General features: G+C 70.3%; 16 protein-coding genes. 6 read left to right on the top strand and 10 right to left on the bottom strand.

Annotated features, from left to right (window positions below; genetic code table 11):
• The 6 genes from HKK72_RS17220 to HKK72_RS17195 all read left to right on the top strand — a co-directional run.
• Window positions 1-198 (top strand): hypothetical protein (locus tag HKK72_RS17220; protein WP_222720808.1); only part of this gene is annotated, 198 nt, incomplete at its 5' end.
• On the top strand, window positions 179-1,822 hold the full coding sequence (locus HKK72_RS17215) for an ABC transporter ATP-binding protein (RefSeq protein WP_261986898.1): 1,644 nt from the start codon (window positions 179-181) through the stop codon (window positions 1,820-1,822). The genes HKK72_RS17220 and HKK72_RS17215, both read left to right, overlap by 20 nt.
• Window positions 1,822-2,853, top strand: a complete 1,032-nt coding sequence (locus tag HKK72_RS17210; protein WP_187235391.1) for an ABC transporter permease — start codon at window positions 1,822-1,824, stop codon at window positions 2,851-2,853. Before HKK72_RS17215 ends, HKK72_RS17210 begins: the two co-directional genes overlap by 1 nt.
• Entirely contained in the window at window positions 2,853-3,794 is a 942-nt protein-coding gene (locus HKK72_RS17205) for an ABC transporter permease (RefSeq protein WP_187235390.1), read from the top strand. Before HKK72_RS17210 ends, HKK72_RS17205 begins: the two co-directional genes overlap by 1 nt.
• Before the next feature lie 88 nt (window positions 3,795-3,882).
• Window positions 3,883-4,617 (top strand): nucleoside phosphorylase, encoded by a 735-nt coding sequence (locus HKK72_RS17200; RefSeq protein ID WP_187235389.1) that lies wholly within the window; start codon window positions 3,883-3,885, stop codon window positions 4,615-4,617.
• Complete coding sequence (locus tag HKK72_RS17195) at window positions 4,614-5,909, top strand: amidohydrolase family protein (protein WP_187235388.1); 1,296 nt, start codon at window positions 4,614-4,616, stop codon at window positions 5,907-5,909. The genes HKK72_RS17200 and HKK72_RS17195 overlap by 4 nt, the downstream gene beginning before the upstream one ends.
• Before the next feature lie 213 nt (window positions 5,910-6,122).
• Here HKK72_RS17195 and speB read toward each other — a convergent pair whose 3' ends face one another.
• From speB to HKK72_RS17145, 10 genes are all read right to left on the bottom strand, one after another.
• Window positions 6,123-7,133, bottom strand: coding sequence for an agmatinase (speB, locus tag HKK72_RS17190; RefSeq protein ID WP_222720807.1), 1,011 nt, complete (start codon window positions 7,131-7,133; stop codon window positions 6,123-6,125).
• Between the two features lie 51 nt (window positions 7,134-7,184).
• Window positions 7,185-8,018, bottom strand: a complete 834-nt coding sequence (locus HKK72_RS17185; protein WP_187235387.1) for a nitrilase-related carbon-nitrogen hydrolase — start codon at window positions 8,016-8,018, stop codon at window positions 7,185-7,187.
• Between the two features lie 99 nt (window positions 8,019-8,117).
• Window positions 8,118-8,402: a response regulator transcription factor gene (locus HKK72_RS17180; protein ID WP_315987301.1), complete on the bottom strand. Its 285-nt coding sequence runs from the start codon at window positions 8,400-8,402 to the stop codon at window positions 8,118-8,120.
• Window positions 8,403-8,474: 72 nt separating this feature from the next.
• Window positions 8,475-8,696 (bottom strand): sensor histidine kinase, encoded by a 222-nt coding sequence (locus HKK72_RS17175; RefSeq protein WP_187235386.1) that lies wholly within the window; start codon window positions 8,694-8,696, stop codon window positions 8,475-8,477.
• 5 nt (window positions 8,697-8,701) lie between these two features.
• Complete coding sequence (locus HKK72_RS42190) at window positions 8,702-9,613, bottom strand: sensor histidine kinase (RefSeq protein WP_187235385.1); 912 nt, start codon at window positions 9,611-9,613, stop codon at window positions 8,702-8,704.
• A gap of 136 nt (window positions 9,614-9,749) precedes the next feature.
• Window positions 9,750-10,376 carry a pyridoxamine 5'-phosphate oxidase family protein gene (locus HKK72_RS17165; protein WP_315987300.1) on the bottom strand — a complete coding sequence of 209 codons (627 nt, stop codon included), beginning with the start codon at window positions 10,374-10,376 and terminating at the stop codon, window positions 9,750-9,752.
• A 206-nt stretch (window positions 10,377-10,582) separates the two neighbouring features.
• Window positions 10,583-12,019 (bottom strand): gamma-aminobutyraldehyde dehydrogenase, encoded by a 1,437-nt coding sequence (locus HKK72_RS17160; protein WP_187235384.1) that lies wholly within the window; start codon window positions 12,017-12,019, stop codon window positions 10,583-10,585.
• 20 nt (window positions 12,020-12,039) lie between these two features.
• Complete coding sequence (locus HKK72_RS17155; RefSeq protein ID WP_187235383.1) at window positions 12,040-12,849, bottom strand: ABC transporter permease; 810 nt, start codon at window positions 12,847-12,849, stop codon at window positions 12,040-12,042.
• The gene (locus tag HKK72_RS17150; RefSeq protein WP_187235382.1) at window positions 12,846-13,745 is read right to left on the bottom strand and encodes an ABC transporter permease; all 900 of its coding nucleotides are present in this window, start codon (window positions 13,743-13,745) and stop codon (window positions 12,846-12,848) included. The genes HKK72_RS17155 and HKK72_RS17150 overlap by 4 nt, the downstream gene beginning before the upstream one ends.
• A complete protein-coding gene (locus HKK72_RS17145) occupies window positions 13,742-14,947 on the bottom strand; it encodes an ABC transporter substrate-binding protein (RefSeq protein ID WP_187235381.1) in 1,206 nt (401 codons plus the stop codon). The genes HKK72_RS17150 and HKK72_RS17145 overlap by 4 nt, the downstream gene beginning before the upstream one ends.
• Window positions 14,948-14,958: the final 11 nt, after the last annotated feature.

The following is a 14,958-nucleotide window of genomic DNA, read 5'->3' as shown; positions in this document are numbered from 1 at the left end:
GTGCTGAACGGCAAGGCCGGCCAGACCAAGTCCTACGGCCTCGCCGAGGACGGCGTGGCGCTGACCGGCCTGCTCGACGGCGTCGAGGGCTCGCAGTGCCTCATCGCCAAGAACCCCTCCGTGATCACCAGGGTCAAGGAGCTGCGCCAGCAGATCGTCGCCGGCACGCTGAAGATCGATGACCCTGCCGCCAAGTGACGGAGTCGCCCCTGGCGACCACGCCGATGCCGCGGCGGATTCGCCGCGGCACGGCGCGGGCACGGGTCTCGGCGCCGATCTCGGCACCGGTCTGGGCACGGGGGCGGCCACGGCCGCGGAAGTCGAGATGCGGGGCATCGTCAAGCACTTCCCGGGCGTACGGGCCAACGACGGCATCGACCTGACCGTCGCCCCCGGAGAGATCCACGCGCTGATGGGGGAGAACGGCGCGGGCAAGTCGACCCTCATGTCCATCCTGTACGGCATGCAGCGCCCGGACTCCGGCACGATCCTGATCGGCGGGCGTGAGGTCTCCTTCTCCTCGCCGACCCAGGCCATCGCCGCCGGGCTCGGCATGGTGCACCAGGGCTTCAAGCTGTTCCCGAGCCTGTCGGTCACCGACAACGTCATGTACGGGCGGGAGCCGCGCCGCCGGGGCCTGATCGACCGCGCCGCCGCCCGGCGCAGGGTCGCGGAGCTGAGCGAGCGGTTCGGGCTCGGCGTCGCCCCCGACGCCCCGGTCGAGGCGCTGCCGGTCGGCGTGCGGCAGCGGGTCGAGATCCTCAAACTGCTCTACCGCGACGCGCGCGTCCTCATCCTCGACGAGCCGACCGCCGTGCTCACCCCGGCCGAGACCGACGCGCTGTTCGAGGTGCTGCGCGGGCTCGCCGCGCACGGCCGTACGGTGCTCATCGTCACCCACAAGCTGCGCGAGGTCATGGCGCTCAGCGACAACGTCACCGTGCTGCGCGACGGCCGGGTCGCGGCCCGGCTGAGCACCGCCGCCACCACGCCCGCCGAGATCGCCGAGGCGATGACCGGACGCGAGATCGAGCTCGACCGCCGCTACCCGGCCGGCACGATCGGCAATCCGGTGCTCGAGGTGGACGGCCTCACGGTCCGTGGAGAGGGCCGGCCGCTCGTCGACCAGGTCTCCTGCACCGTCCGGGCCGGCGAGGTCGTCGGCATCGCGGGGGTCGCGGGCAACGGGCAGACCGAGCTGGTCGAGGCGCTGGTCGGCCTCCGTACCGCCGACTCAGGCCGGGTCACGGTCGACGGGCGGGACATCACCGGCGCGCCGGTGGCCGCCCGGCGCGCCGCCGGGCTCGCGTACGTCCCCGAGGACAGGGCCGAGGTGGGCTCGGCCCCGGACGCCTCGGTCGCCGACAACCTCGCCATGGGGTTCCACCGGGCCGAGCCGCTGACCGTTCGGGGACTGCTGCGCCCGGCCGCCCTGCGCGAGCACGCCCGCCGGCTGATCGGCGAGTTCGGCGTCAAGGCCGGCGACACCGCGGATCCGGTGCGCACGCTTTCCGGCGGCAACCACCAGAAGGTGATCCTCGGCCGCGAGATGGCCCACGACGCCCGGCTGCTCGTCGTCGAGCAGCCGACGCGCGGCGTCGACATCGGATCCATCCAGAACATCCACGCCCGGCTCATCGGCTATCGCGACGCGGGCCACGCGATCCTGCTCGTCTCGGCGGAGCTCAGCGAGATCATCGGGCTGTCCGACCGGATCCTCGTGATGTCGGAGGGCCGGGTCGTCGCCGAGCTCGGCCGTGGCGAGGCCGACGAGAAGCGCCTCGGCCTGGCCATGGCCGGCGCCGCGGAAGGAGCGGCCTGATGTCACGCGCCATCCGCGGCGTCGCCTTCTCGCCGATCGTCTTCGCCCTCGTGACCGCGCTCGCCATCGGGGCGGTCATGCTCGCCTCGACCGGGGCCAATCCGCTCACCGCCTACCAGGCGATCGTCACGGGAGCACTCGGCGCCGACGGGATCGGCAACTCCCTGACCCAGGCCGTACCCGTCACGGGGATGGCCCTCGCCCTCGCCATCCCGCTGCGGGCCGGGCTGGTCAACCTGGGCGGCGACGGCCAGCTGGTGCTCGGCGGCATCACCGCCGCGGCCGTCGGGCTGGCGAGCCCGCTGCCCGGCCCGCTCAGCCTCGTCCTGGCCCTCCTCTGTGGAATGGCCGCCGGCGCGCTCTACGCCGCGCTCGCCGCAGTCTGCGAGAACCGCTTCGGCGTTCCCCTGCTGGTCAGCAGCCTGCTGCTGAGCTACCCGGCGATGTCGGCGGCGTCCTACCTGGCGCGGTTCCCGCTCAAGGAGGAGGGGTCCAGCCTGCCGCAGACCCGGCAGCTCCCCGATGGCGTGCACCTGCCGTCACTCGGGTCGGGCACGCTCAACGCGGGCATCTTCCTGGTGATCGCGGTCGTGATCGTCTACACGCTCGTAGACGCCCGCACCCCGGTCGGCTTTGAGATCCGGATGACCGGGCGTAATGCCCGGTTCGCCACCTATGCCGGAGTGGACCGCCCCAGGCTCACGCTGCGGTTGATGGCCGTCTCCGGTGCCGTCGCGGGCCTGGTCGGATCGATCGGGGTGCTGAGCTTCCCGTACCGGTTCATCGACGGCGCGCTGATCACCCCCAACTACACCTGGACCGGACTGCTCGCCGCGCTGCTCGCGGGAGCCGCGCCGCTCGGCACTGTGGCCGCGGCGGTGTTCTTCGCGGCCATGACCATCGGCGGCGCCGGGATGGAGCGCGCCACCGAGGTGCCCCGTGAGATCACCACCGTGCTGCAAGCCCTGATCATCGTCTTTCTCGCCGTACGGACCGGGATCTTCCGGCGGCAGCCCCGAGGTGACAGCTGATGCCCATCGACGCCGAACTGCTCGCCTCGGCCCTGCGGGCGCTGACACCGATCCTGCTCGCCGCCCTCGGCGGTGCGCTGTGCGAGCGGGCGGGCGTGTTCAACATCTCGCTGGAGGGGCTGATGCTGATCGGCTGCTTCGGCGCGGTGGCGGGCAGCTGGTTCACCGGCAGCGCCTGGCTGGGGGTGCTCGTCGCGATCGCCGCGACCACGGTCTTCTCGCTCGTGCTCGCCGTCGGCTCGGTGTCGCTGAAGGCGGACGCGATCGTCCTCGGGGTCGCCATGAACCTGCTGGCGGCCGGGTTGACGGCGTTCCTGCTGCGCACCGTGTTCGGCGTGCAGGGTGCGTTCAGCGATCCGGGCCTGAAGGGCCTCGGTGCGCTCGACGTTCCGGGGCTCGGCGACGTGCCGTTCGTCGGCGACGTGCTCGCCGGGCAGTCGCCGCTGGTGTACCTGTCCTGGCTGATCGTCGCGGTCACCGCGGTCTTCCTCTCCCGCCACGCGTGGGGGCTGCGGCTGCGCGGCGTGGGGGAGCGGCCCGACGCGGCGCAGAGCCTCGGGGTGAGCGTCACCAAGTACCAGTACGCGGCCGTGCTCGCCGGCGGTGTGCTCTGTGGCCTGGCGGGGGCCCAGCTCGCGCTCGGCAACGTCACGCTGTTCTCCGAGAACATGACCTCCGGCCGCGGCTGGATCGCAGTAGTGGCGGTCATGCTGGGCCGCGCCGCGCCCCTCGGCGTGCTGCTCGCCGCGCTGCTGTTCGGTGTCGTCGAGGCCCTCGGCTTCCGGCTGCAGGGCCAGGGCCTGCCGCAGCAGGCGGCCGACGCCGCGCCGTACGTCGTGACCCTCGTCGCACTGTTCGCGTCCACGGCGCGCCGCCGGGCCCGCCGCCCGTCGGCCGCGACGGCCGAGCCCACGGCCCCCGAACCCGCCCGGCTGGTCTGAACCACTCGAACCACTGAACCACCCGAACCACTGAGCCACTGAAGCCGATGAGCCGTACCCAGCCGCACCGAACCGCCGGAAGGCACGCATGAGCATCCTGCCCATCACGAAGATCCCGCGTACGGGGCTGCCCGCCCAGGCCCTGGTCGTGGGCGACCCCGAGCGCGCGGCGCGGGTCGCGGCCGTGCTCGACGGCTCGCGTGAGGTCGCGCGCAACCGGGAGTACCACACCTACACGGGGACCTGGCAGGGCGTGCCCGTCGTGGTGTCCTCACACGGCGTCGGCGGTCCTGGCGCGATGTGCCTGTTCACCGAGCTCACCGAGGCGGGCGTCACCACGCTGGTGCGGCTCGGCACGGCGGGCGCGTTGACCAGCGCGATCTCCGACGGCGACCTGGTCATCGCCGAGGCGGCGGTGCGCGACGACGGTGTCACCCACCAGCTCGTGCCGCCGGAGTATCCGGCGGTCGCGGCGCCCGAGGCGGTGCTGGCCCTGCGTGACGCGGCGGCGGCGCACGGCGCGCCCGCGCACCGGGGCGTGGTGTGGACCCGCGCGGCGTTCGCCCCCGGCGTGCTGCGGCTGCCGATGGAGGAGTACGTCCGGGCGCGCGTCATCGCCATCGAGATGGAGCTGTCGGCGCTGTACGTCCACGCCTCGATGCACTGTCTGCGGGCCGGCGGCGTCGTCGTCATCGACGGCAACGCGGTGGACGAGCACGACAAACCGTACGACCCGCACCGAAACGTGGTCGCCGAGGCGGTGGAGCGGGCGGTGCTGGTGTCGCTGGACGCGCTCGCCGGCCTGGCGGGCGAGCCGGCGTGAGCGGTGCCGAGCGCGCCGACCTGGTCGTCACCGGTGGCGACGTCCTCACCGTCGACGAGGCGGGCACGGTGGTCGGGGACGGGGCCGTCGCCGTCCGCGACGGAGTGATCGCGGCGGTCGGGCCGGCGGCGGACATCGCGGCCCGATACGCGTCTGCCGAGGTGCTGGACGCCGGCGGCTGCCTGGTGCTGCCTGGGCTGATCAACGCGCACACGCATCTGGCCATGGCGGTGTTCCGCGGCCGGGCCGACGACGTCGATCTACAGGGTTTCCTGGCCGAGGTCATCGCGGCCGAGGTCGCGCTGCTCTCTCCCGAGATGGTGGCGGCCGGAGTCGAGTGCGCCGTCGCCGAATCGGTCCGGTCCGGCGTCACCGCCGCGCTGGACATGTACTGGTTCCACGAGACCGCCGCCGACGTGGCCGCGCGCACCGGCTTCCGGCTCCTCACCGGCCCCACGTTCATGGACATCGACGGGCCGCCGGACGGCCTGGACTTCGCCGCCCGGCTGGAGTGGGCGGGGGCCGACCTGGCGGGCGGTCGCCCGTACGTCATGGCGCACAGCACGTACACGCTCGATCCCGGCCAACTGCGCGAGGTCGCCGCGCTGGCGCGAAAGCACGACGCGGTGCTGCACATCCACGCCGCCGAGAACGCGGGGGAGGTGGACATGGTCGCTGCCAGGTACGGCCGCCGACCGGTCGAACTGCTCGACGACCTCGGGCTGCTCGGGCCGGGCACGGTGCTGGCGCACGCGGTGCATCTCACCGACGCCGAGATCGACGCGCTGGCCCGCACCGGCACCGCCATCGCGCACTGCCCGGTATCGAACCTCAAGCTCGCCGCCGGAGTGGCCCGGGTGCCCGACCTGCTCGCCGCGGGGGTCCCGGTCGGGCTCGGAACCGACGGCGCGGTCAGCTCCAACACCCTGGACATGTTCACGGCGCTGCGCACCGCGGCGATCGTGCACAAGGGGTTCAGCGGAGACCCGACGGTCGTGGACGCCCGGCAGGCCGTACAGATGGCCACGATCGGCTCCGCGAGGGCCGTGGGCATGGGGGACCGGCTGGGCTCATTGGAGGTGGGCAAGCAGGCCGACCTGATCGTCGTCGACCTGAACGCACCGCACCTGCTGCCGCGCCACGACCCGTGGTCGACGCTCGCCTACGCCGCCACCGCCGCCGACGTACGCGACACCGTGGTGGCAGGCCGGATCCTCATGCGCGACCGCCACCTCACCACCCTCGACGAAAGTGAGCTCGCCACGCGCCTCCAACGGGTCACAACTGCATGATCACGGTAGAGAAGGTACTGCCGTGATCATGCAGTTGTTCGCGGGTGCCTGGCGCTCGGCCGGTTACGGGGGCTGCGGCCGGGTGCCGGTGCGTGACGGTGGTTCGGCGTCATCGGGGACGCCCTGCCGGTCCCCATGCGCAAGGTGAGCGGCGCGTCGGTCATCATCGGCCGGACGGAGGACGGCGCGCCGAACGTTCCGGGGGAACGCGTGTCATGACGTCGGCTCGGCCTGCGCGCGCTTCTTGTACGCGAGCCCGGCAAGCGTCTCCCAAATGAGCCGATGCGCGTTGTTGACCGTCAGGTCGGACAGGTCGTACGGAGGACAGACCTCGGTGACATCGAGCGCCACCACGTTGGTCTCGAGGACGATCCTGCGGACGGCTCTCAGCAGGTCGATCGGCGCGAACCCTCCGGGCTCCGGTGTTCCCGTGCCCGGGGCGAACCCCGGGTCGAGCACGTCGATGTCGATCGAGAGGTAGATGCCGTCCGTGCCATCGATCGCCTCGGCGATGACATCCTCCATGACATCCCTGATGCCGCGTTCCCAGATCTCCTGCATCGTGTGATGCCGCATGCCCTGCTCGCGCATCCACTCCTGAACGTCGGCCGGTGGCCAGTAGCCCCGGAGCCCGATCTGGATGAAGTCCTTACCGGCTATCGCCCCCGACTCGATCAATCGCCTCATCGGTGTGCCGTGACTGGCGAGGTTGCCGCGCAGGATGTCGGCCGTGTCGGCGTGCGCGTCAAAGTGGATCATGCCGATCCTGCCGTAGCCGTGATGTTCACCGACCGCCACTCCACTCGGCCAGGTCACCGAGTGGTCGCCCCCGATCACCACGGGGATGATCCCGCGGCTCACCACCTCGGATATCCGCTGGTGGATGGCATCACGCGAGAGATCCCACATACCGGGTGAAACGATCGCGTCGCCGTAGTCGACGACGTTGAGGTGGTCGAAGATCTCGATCCCCAGGTCGAGGTGGTAGGTGCCCGAATCGTAGGCGTTGGCGCGTAGCGCCCGGGGACCGAAGCGAGCACCGGGCCGATTGGTCGTGTTGTCGTCCCATGGGGCACCGACGATGGCGACATCGGGCTTCCATTCGTCGAGTTGCTCCGGCTCGGTCAGATGAGGTCGCATGCCGAACGTCGGTACGCCCATGTACGACGACGAGTCGAGCTGAGCCTGCATGCCGGGCGGGAGAGCCGGCCGATCCTGAGTCATCGAGGATGCCTTTCGGGCGGTTCGGGCGGTTCGGGCGGTTCGGGCGTTGCCTCAGCGTATGGGCCTGCCGCGTAGGAGGGCTCCTGCTCCAGCGAGCAGACCGACACAGGCCCAGGCGAACCAGTCTCCGAATCTCGCGTACAGGGTCGGGTCGGCATGGATCGGGAGGCCGGCGGTGACCGACACGAACTCGGCGTCCTCGGTGCGCGCTTCCGCCACGACGCGGCCCCGCGGATCGCTGACGGTCAGGGCGCCGGCCCGGGCCGCGCGCGCGACGGTGAGGCCGCTCTCGACGCCACGGGTGACCGCCATCCGGCTGTGCAGCCACGCGTCGACGTCGAAGTCCCAGGCGGGTACGAGCACGGCGGTCGCGCCGCGCCCGCGGTAGTCGCGGACCAGACCGGGGAAGTCGAGGTCCTTGCAGATGGCGATGCCCCAGCGGCGCCCGGAGCCGGGCACGAAGGCCACCTCGCTCCCGGCAGCGAACTCTCCCTCGAAGCCGGGGATCAGGTGGTGCTTGAAGTAGTCCACCGATCGTCCTCCGTCCGCGGGGAAGTCCATCGCCGCGTTGTAGGTGATTCCACCCCGCGTGAGGGTGACCCCGGCGATGATGTCGATGCGCCGTTCGGCCGCGAGACGGCTGAGCGGCCCGGCCAGCAGCGACAGGCTCGCGTCGTCGGCGACGAACGTCTTCTCGGGCAGCACCACGACCCGTGCGCCTCCCACCGCGAGGGCGCCGACGCGAGGGGCCAGCGCGAGCACCGGAAGTGGCGCGAGCCAGGTGAGCCATGGCAGCGGTCGCAACCCGGTGCCGAAGTAGAACAGTGTCGCCGAGGACGCCGCGGCGGCGAGCACTGCGGCGAACCTCCATCGTGTCGGGTTCATCGGGCGGTCTCCTCATCCTTGGGAACCGCCTTGATGCTTCGCGACCCGGGCCCGGCGCACATCGCCGATGAGAGCGTTCCGGTCTGTCGCCCGTACGGACTACGCGTCTCCGGCGACGACCAGGCCGGACTCGTAGGCGAACACGACGGCCTGCACCCGGTCGCGCAGATCGAGCTTGGTCAGGATGTGGCTCACGTGTGTCTTGACCGTGTGTTCGCTGACCACGAGTTCGGCGGCGATCTCGGCGTTGGACGACCCGCGCGCGATCAGCCGCAGGGTCTGTGACTCCCGGCCGGTCAGCTCGCCGAGCCGGGCCGTCAGCCGCGGCACGACACCGTGGCTCGGCCTGCGGACGAGATCCTCGATGAGGCGCCTGGTCACCACCGGGGCCAGCAGGGATTCCCCCGCGGCGACGACGTGAACGGCTTCGGCGAGCGCGTCTCGGCGGATGTATGCCTATCCGATCGGAAGCGTGGCCGCCACGAGGAAGCCCTCGCCGCCGGAGCCCGCGCGCAGCGTCCCACCGCAGGCCGTCACCCGTTCCCGCATCCCGGCCAGGCCATGCCCCCCGGTCACGCCCTGAGCGCCCCGGCCGTCGTCGGCGACCTCGATCTCCAGCGTGGTGTCGGCCCAATTCAGGCTGACGCGTACGGCACGCGCGTCCGCATGACGCAGCACGTTGGTCAGTGCCTCCTGGACGATTCGATACGCCGCCACATCGACGTCGCGGCCACCGCGCGCGGCTCGCCGGCACTGGTGAGGGTCACCTCCAGGCAGGCCCGCGCCGTCCGTTCGACAAGGTGCGGCACGGCGTCGAGGCTTGGCTGCGGCTCCCCGCCGGCGCTCTCCTCCGAGCGCAGCGTGCCGAGCAGGCCGCGCAGTTGGGTGAGAGCGCCCCGCCCGGTCTCGGCGATCGCGTCGAAGGCGGCCTCCGCGCACCGGCGATCCGAACGCATCACCACGGGGCCGGCCTCGGCCTGGACGACCATGAGGCCCACGGAGTGGGTCAGGATGTCGTGCATGTCTCGGGCGATGCGGGTGCGTTCGCGAGCGGCCGCGGTGGCACGTTCCTGCGCCAGCCGGCGGGTCCGTTCGGCCAGTTCCGCCGCCCGCGCGCGGCGGGCACGGGCACTGGTGCCGAGGGCGTACGCGGCGGCGAAGGCCGTGCCCACCGCCCGGTAGACCTCCAGCTGCTCGTCCGGTAGGACGAGCGAGACGTACACCGTCACACCGATGACCGGTATGGACAGCATGCGCAGCAGCGGCGGGCTCAGCGCCGCGATGGTGTAGACGCAGACCAGTGGGCCGTACGGCAGCACCGGCTTGTGCCAGATCACCAGAGCCGTCATGGCGACGCCGACCACGAGCCCGATCCGCATCGGGGCCCTTCGCCGCCAAAGAACCGGAGCGGAGGCCAGCAGAGCCAGTGCCACGATCCACCACGCCTGCGAGACGGGTACCAGGGTCGGCGCGACCGTGGCGGCGGACACGACCACGGCGACCGCGATGTCGATCTCGCGGGCCGGCCGGCGCCGAAACCGGTCCGCCCGGTCGCGGAGCCCGGCGGGAACCGGTACCCGATCGGTTACGGCCACTCCGGGACTCCTGACATCGACGGTCCCGCACAGTATCCGGGGTCCTACCGGTGGCGTGCGTCGGTCGCAGGAGGGATTCGGCAGAGCACTCTCGCGGCGGAAGCGGCCGAAGCGGCCGGCTTGTGCTGGATCCCCGTCAGGAGAAACGCCAGCGAGTCTGGCTGAAGTGCTCGCCCTTGCCGAAGCCGAAGGCGGTCGAGGGGGCGACCCGGTACACCAGGACGTCGCCGCCTCGGATGGAGTCACCGAGACCGAACCAGGTGCCCTCGGGTGCCGTGAAACGCGGGCCGTACTTCGACTCGAAGGTGTCGGCGACCTGGCGGAGCTCGGCCTCGTCGCTCACACCGGCCGCCGCACCCTCGACCACGAGGTCGAGACCGTCGAGGATGTTGCGCCCGGTCGTGAGGACGCAGTGCGGGTTCTGTGCGAGGTTCGCGGCCTTGCGTTCGGCCGTACCGGTGCAGAAGTACAGCGCGCCGTCCAGCCAGACTCCCAAGAGCGGGGTGACGTGCGGGCGCCCGTCCGGACGCACCGTCGACAACCAGTACAGCTCGGCGTTCCGCAAGTCTGCGCGCGCCTGCGCCCACTCGGTCGCGACCGCGTCGTCGCTACTGAAGGCGCCCAGCTCGGTCACCGGTTCACGCTCGGCCATCTGGTGTCCCATCTCCGTCGCCGACGTCGGCGGCTTGTACGGCGGCAGGGAGCCCTGCCGCTGAGCGCCTTGCTCGACACCTTGCCCTCGCAGACCGCCCAGTGTCCTCATTATTCATGCGGACATCCTTGCGGGTGACCCGCATTTGTGCCGTCGCCGCGATGACCGGCCGTAAAAGCGCACGGAAATGCGCCCGATGTCCCGATTACCTCCGCCGGCCGTGATCGACGGGAATGTAGGCCACGGCCGACGGAGCGACAGAGTGGAGAGCCTGGAATCTCGGCCGCCGAAATGATTCGGTTGGAGACTTCTCTGGTTCAGAGCTCGATATTGGACATAACATGCTTAACCCGGGTGTAATCCTCAAATCCGTACATCGACAGGTCCTTGCCGTGGCCGGAATGCTTGAATCCGCCGTGCGGCATCTCGGCCACCAGCGGGATATGAGTGTTTATCCAGACGCAGCCGAAATCGAGCCGCTTGGCCATGCGCATCGCACGGCCGTGGTCGCGCGTCCAGACGGACGACGCGAGGCCGTAACGCACGCCGTTGGCCCAGCGCAGCGCCTGGTCCTCATCGTGGAACCTCTGCACGGTGATGACGGGGCCGAAGATCTCGTTCTGCACGGCCTCGTCGTCTTGGGCCAGCCCCGAGACCACGGTGGGCTCGTAGAAGAACCCACGTGAGCCGCTCCGCCCGCCGCCCGCCTCGACCGAGGCGTGGGACGGCAGACGGTCGATGAAACCGGAGACGTGCTTCAGCTGGTTGGCGTTGTTCAGCGGCCCGTACAGCACGTCCTCGTCGTCCGGCCGCCCGGTCCTGGTCTGCTTGGCCTGCTCCGCCAGCGCGGCGACGAAGTCGTCGTGCACGCCCGGCCCCGCGAGCACGCGGGTCGCGGCGGTGCAGTCCTGGCCGGCGTTGAAGTAGCCGGCGACCGCGATGGCCTCGGCCGCGGCCTCGATGTCGGCGTCGTCGAACACGATCACCGGTGCCTTGCCGCCGAGCTCGAGGTGCACCCTCTTCAGGTCGCGAGCCGAGCTCGCGGCGACCTCCATGCCCGCGCGCACCGAGCCGGTGATGGAGACCATCTCCGGGATCGGGTGCTCTATGAGCGCCCGGCCGGTGTCCCGGTCACCGCAGACGACGTTGAACACCCCCGGCGGCAGGAACTCCGCGGCGATCTCGGCCATGAGGGCCGTGGTCACCGGCGTCGTGTCCGATGGCTTGAGGACCACGGTGTTGCCCGCCGCGATCGCCGGGGCGAACTTCCACACGGCCATCATCATCGGGTAGTTCCATGGCGTCACCTGGGCGCACACGCCGATGGGCTCGCGCCGGATCATCGAGGTGTGACCCGCCATGTACTCGCCCGCCGACCGGCCCTCCAGCACCCTCGCGGCTCCGGCGAAGAACCGGATCTGGTCGACCATCGGGGGGATCTCCTCCGAGTGGGTCAGGCCGAGGGGCTTGCCGGTGTTCTCCGACTCGGCGGCGACGAGCTCGTCGGCCCGCGCCTCGATGGCGTCGGCGATGCGCAGCAGCGCGAGCTGCCGCTCCGCCGGGGTCGTGTCGCGCCAGGTCTCGAACGCGCCGGCCGCGGCCTCGACGGCGGCGTTCACGTCGGCCTGTCCCGACACCGGCGCGGTGCCGAAGACCTCGCCCGTCACGGGGCTGATGAGTTCGGCCGTACGGCCGTCGGTCACGTCGGTCCACGCGCCGTTCACGAAGTTGCGCGTCACGCGCAGGTCACTCATCTCGGGGATTCTCCTTGCAGTCAGATCACGCGGGCGTCGTCACCGGAGATGCGCTGAGCCAGGTAGATGGGTACCACGGACAGCACGATCAGAGCGGCGGCCACCACGTTGACGATAGGTGCCTGATTCGGACGGAAGAGATTGTTGAAGATCCAGATCGGCAGTGTCTGCACCCCGGCGCCGGCGGTGAAGGTCGTCACGATGATCTCGTCGAAGGACAGCGCGAACGACAGCAGCCCGCCTGCCAGCAACGCCGAGCGGAGCAGCGGGAACGTCACATAGCGGAAGGTCTGGAAGGTGTCGGCGCCCAGGTCGGCGGAGGCCTCTTCGACGTTCAGGCCCATGCGCCGCAGCCGGGCCAGCACGTTGTTGTAGACGGTGACGACGCAGAACGTCGCGTGCCCGACGATCACCGTGAACATCCCCATCTCGACGCCGAAGGGGGCCAGCACGGTGCGGAAGGCGTTGTTGAGCGCGATGCCGGTGATGATGCCGGGCAGCGCGATCGGCAGGATCACCAGCAGCGAGATCGTGTCGCGGCCGAAGAACTTGTACCGCTGCACCGCGAACGCCACCATCGTGCCGAGCACCAGCGCGATGGAGGTCGCGCCCAGGCCCGCCTTGACCGAGGTCCAGAGCGCCGAGCGGACGCCGGCGTTGTCCCACGTGATCGACCACCAGTGCCCGGTCAGCCGCGTCGGCGGCCACGAGAACGACCTGTCGACGTTGAAGGAGCTGACCAGCACGACGAACAGCGGGATGTAGATCACACCGAGGCCCAGGGCCATCGCCAAGCGCAGCCCGATGCGGGCTCCCCGCGAGCGGATCATAGGTTCTCCAAAGCCCCGGTCCGGCGGACGGCGACGAGATAAATCACCATGACCGCCACGGGCAGGGTCGCCACGGCGGCGGCGAACGGCAGGTTGTTGGCCACGCCGATGTTGTCGTACACCACGTTGCCGATCATCTGGCTCTTCCCTCCGACGATCTTCACGGCGATGTAGTCGCCGAGCGAGAGGGAGAACGTGAAGATCGAGCCTGCGACGACCGCCGGGAAGGCGACCGGCCAGATGATCGTGCGGAAGGTGCGGAACGTGCGGGCACCGAGGTCGCCTGCGGCGTCCATCAGGTTGTCCGGCAGCCGTTCCAGACCGGCGTAGATCGGCAGGATCATGTACGGGAGCCAGAGGTAGGACAGCGTCATCACGGTCGCCGGCAGGCCATAGCCCGGGCCATGCGCGCCGAACGGGCCGAGCGCCCAGTCGAGCAGGCCGTCGTTGGCGAGCATTACCCGCCAGGCGTACGCCTTGACCAGGTAGCTGGCCCAGAGGGGGGTGAGGATCGCGATGACCAGCCAGCGCTGGGCCCGCGGTGAGGCGATCTTGGCCATGTAGAACGCCATCGGGAAGGCGATGACGCCGTCCACGACCGTCACCAGCACCGCCACCATGACGCTGCGCAGCATGACCGTCCGGTAGACGTCGAGCGTCACCAGATCCTGGAAGTTCTGCCAGGTGAAATCTTTGACCAGGTCGCCCGTGAACACGTTCGTGGACCAGAAGGCGGCGACGAACAGCATCGCCAGCGCTCCGAGATAGGCCACGACGAGCCAGAGCAACGGTGCCGACAACAGCAGCGAAAGCCGCAAGCGCGGCCGTCGGTGCAGTGTGCCGGCCAACCGGCGGACCGGCCCGCCGTGCCCGGCGGGCCGGTCCGGCGAAATCATCCCTTGATCTCCGTCCAAGCACGCGTCCACTCGGCGTAGTCCGTGCACTTCACGTCGGTACGGCCGTCCAGGCACTGCGGGATCGGCGTGGTCCAGTAGTGGACCTTCTTCCAGTACTCGGTGTCACCCGCGTGGTAGGTCTCGCAGTGGTTCTTGTCCTTGGTCAGCTTGCAGGACGCGGGATTCGACGGCGCCTCGCCGAAGTACTCGGTGGCCTGCGCGTTCACCTTCGGGTCGGCGATGTGGTTCAGCCACTTGTAGGCGCAGTTCGGGTTCTTGGCCTTCGCCGCGACCATCCAGGTGTCGTTCCAGCCGGTGCCGCCCTCCTTGGGCAGGACCGTCTCGACCGGCGCCTTCTCGGCCTTCACCAGGTTGGCGATGACCTGCCAGGTGGTGCCGGCCACGGTGTCGCTGCTCTTGAACGACTGCACCGCCTTGGTGTAGTCCGACCAGTACTCACCGATGATCGGCTTCTGCTGCTTGAGCAGGTCGACCGCCGCCTTGAGCTGCGTCTGGTCCAGGGCGTACGGGTCCTTGATGCCGAGCTCCGGCTTCGCCGACATGAGGTAGAGCGCCGCGTCCGCGATGTAGATCGGCGAGTCGTATGCGGTGATCTTGCCCTTGTACGGCGAGTTGGGGTCGAAGACGACGCTCCACGAGTCCGGCGCCGGCTTCACCTCTTTGGTGTTGTACATCAGCATGTTGGCGCCGCGGCCGTGCGGCATGCCGTAGGCGACGCCGTTCACCGAGTTCCACGGCTTGTTCTTCAGGTCCGGGTAGATGCCGGCGTAGTTCGGGGTCAGGCTGGTGTTGAACGGCGCCACGGTGCCACCGGCGATGAGCCGCAGCGACGCGTCGCCGGAGGCCGAGACCACGTCGTACTGCCCGGTCTTCATCAGATTCAGCATCTCGTCGGACGTAGAGCCGATCTTGGTATTGACCTTACAGCCGGTCTCCTTGGTGAAGGAGGAGACCCAGTCGACGGACTTGTCGTTCGATCCGTCCTCGACGTAACCGGCCCAGGCGACGATGTTGACCTGGCCCTCACCCGGCCCGAGGGCCTTCAGGGCTTCGATCTTGGGAGGCGTGAACCCGGCGGCGGCGGCAGGGGGGCCGTCGCTCGATTCCTCTCCGCTGCCGCAGCCGGCGGCGAGCAGGCCCACGGCAGCGAGGGCGGTGAGCGCGAAGCGCACTGAGCGCATCGTATGTCTCC

It is taken from the genome of Actinomadura sp. HBU206391 (genome assembly GCF_014323665.1).
In the GTDB taxonomy this organism is placed as follows: Bacteria; Actinomycetota; Actinomycetes; order Streptosporangiales; family Streptosporangiaceae; genus Actinomadura_C.
The sequence above is the reverse complement of the archived record's forward strand: the minus strand, read 5'-3'. Positions and strand labels throughout refer to the sequence as shown.

Coding starts and splice junctions, on each gene's coding strand:
- HKK72_RS17215 (WP_261986898.1), top strand. CDS start 179: ATGACCCTGCCGCCAAGTGACGGAGTCGCCCCTGGCGACCACGCCGAT.
- HKK72_RS17210 (WP_187235391.1), top strand. CDS start 1,822: ATGTCACGCGCCATCCGCGGCGTCGCCTTCTCGCCGATCGTCTTCGCC.
- HKK72_RS17205 (WP_187235390.1), top strand. CDS start 2,853: ATGCCCATCGACGCCGAACTGCTCGCCTCGGCCCTGCGGGCGCTGACA.
- HKK72_RS17200 (WP_187235389.1), top strand. CDS start 3,883: ATGAGCATCCTGCCCATCACGAAGATCCCGCGTACGGGGCTGCCCGCC.
- speB (WP_222720807.1), bottom strand. CDS start 7,133: ATGACTCAGGATCGGCCGGCTCTCCCGCCCGGCATGCAGGCTCAGCTC.
- HKK72_RS17185 (WP_187235387.1), bottom strand. CDS start 8,018: ATGAACCCGACACGATGGAGGTTCGCCGCAGTGCTCGCCGCCGCGGCG.
- HKK72_RS17165 (WP_315987300.1), bottom strand. CDS start 10,376: ATGAGGACACTGGGCGGTCTGCGAGGGCAAGGTGTCGAGCAAGGCGCT.
- HKK72_RS17160 (WP_187235384.1), bottom strand. CDS start 12,019: ATGAGTGACCTGCGCGTGACGCGCAACTTCGTGAACGGCGCGTGGACC.
- HKK72_RS17155 (WP_187235383.1), bottom strand. CDS start 12,849: ATGATCCGCTCGCGGGGAGCCCGCATCGGGCTGCGCTTGGCGATGGCC.
- HKK72_RS17150 (WP_187235382.1), bottom strand. CDS start 13,745: ATGATTTCGCCGGACCGGCCCGCCGGGCACGGCGGGCCGGTCCGCCGG.
- HKK72_RS17145 (WP_187235381.1), bottom strand. CDS start 14,947: ATGCGCTCAGTGCGCTTCGCGCTCACCGCCCTCGCTGCCGTGGGCCTG.